This is a genomic window from Candidatus Angelobacter sp., from assembly GCA_035643775.1.
Taxonomy (GTDB): Bacteria; Bacteroidota; Bacteroidia; order Flavobacteriales; family Blattabacteriaceae; genus DASQPV01.
This window is the reverse complement of record DASQPV010000014.1, coordinates 1-1,442: the sequence shown is the minus strand read 5'-3', so window position 1 is coordinate 1,442 and position 1,442 is coordinate 1. Positions and strand designations below refer to the sequence as shown.

Below are 1,442 nucleotides of genomic sequence, written 5' to 3'. Positions count from 1 at the left end.
AGAGTGGGCAATGTGGCGGCGTCCGTGAAATCAAAGAACGCGATAAATTTCAGGCCCAGGGATAGGCTCCGTGCGTTCCTGTGGCCATCTGCAAAACCTGCGTGATGCCCACTGGCGGACCTGGCGCAATGAAGTGGCCATAGAAAACAAAATGCCGGATGTCGATTCTTACGATTCGTCATCCGGCATTGCAGTCGATGTGCAGCAAAGACTGAATTGTGCGTTACCCTGATCTCCTTTGAAGCTCTGGTTTCTTTCGATTCCAAAGTCTTCACGGCATGTCCGGAAGTGATCAATTGATTCACTCCACGGATTTAGCCGTCGACCTATTCAACCGCTCTTCGAATCGCGAGACTCGAAGGCGATGAATTTCTCCTTAGAAAGGAGGTGATCCAGCCGCAGGTTCCCCTACGGCTACCTTGTTACGTCTTCATCCCAGTTACCGCTCATAGCGTAGGCGGCTGCCTCCTTGCGGTTAGCACGCCGACTTCGGCTACAAGCGACTCCCATGATGTGACGGGCGGTGTGTACAAGGCCCGGGAACGTATTCACGGCGCCGTAGCTGATGCGCCATTACTAGCGATTCCGGCTTCATGAAGTCGAGTTGCAGACTTCAATCTGAACTGGGCCCAGTTTTAGAGATTTCCTCCACCTTGCGGTCTTGGATCGTTCTGTGCTGGGCATTGTAGTACGTGTGCAGCCCAGGCCGTAAGGGCCATACTGACTTGACGTCGTCCCCACCTTCCTCCCCGTTTGAGCGGGGCAGTCTGAACAGAGTGCTGGAACCTCTCGGTTCCGTGGCAACAGTTCACAGGGGTTGCGCTCGTTGCGGGACTTAACCCAACATCTCACGACACGAGCTGACGACAGCCATGCAGCACCTGTGCAAATTGTCCCTTTCGGGACTCGCTGGCTTTCACCAACTTAGAGATGCATGTCAAGGCCAGGTAAGGTTCTTCGCGTTGCATCGAATTAAGCCACATACTCCACCGCTTGTGCGGGCCCCCGTCAATTTCTTTGAGTTTTAATCTTGCGACCGTACTCCCCAGGCGGCACGTTTAACGCGTTAGCTCCGGCGCAGAAGGGGTCGAATCCTCCCACACCAAACGTGCACCGTTTACTGCCAGGACTACCGGGGTATCTAATCCCGTTTGCTCCCCTGGCCTTCGTGCCTCAGCGTCAGGAACTGTCCAGAGACCCGCCTTCGCCACTGGTCTTCCTTACGATATCTACGCATTTCACCGCTACACCGTAAATTCCAGTCTCCTCTCCAGTCCTCAAGCACGGCAGTATCGAATGCAGTTTCGGAGTTAAGCTCCGAGATTTCACACCCGACTTACCGCGCCGCCTACGCACCCTTTACGCCCAATGAATCCGAACAACGCTTGAGACCTCTGTATTACCGCGGCTGCTGGCACAGAGTTAGCCGTCTCTTCCTCTTC

Annotated in this window: 1 rRNA gene; it reads right to left on the bottom strand. The window is 54.6% G+C overall.

The annotated features are described in order from the left end of the window. Positions 1 to 380: 380 nt before the first annotated feature. Positions 381 to 1,442, bottom strand: a 16S ribosomal RNA gene (locus VE128_00105); the annotation flags it as partial.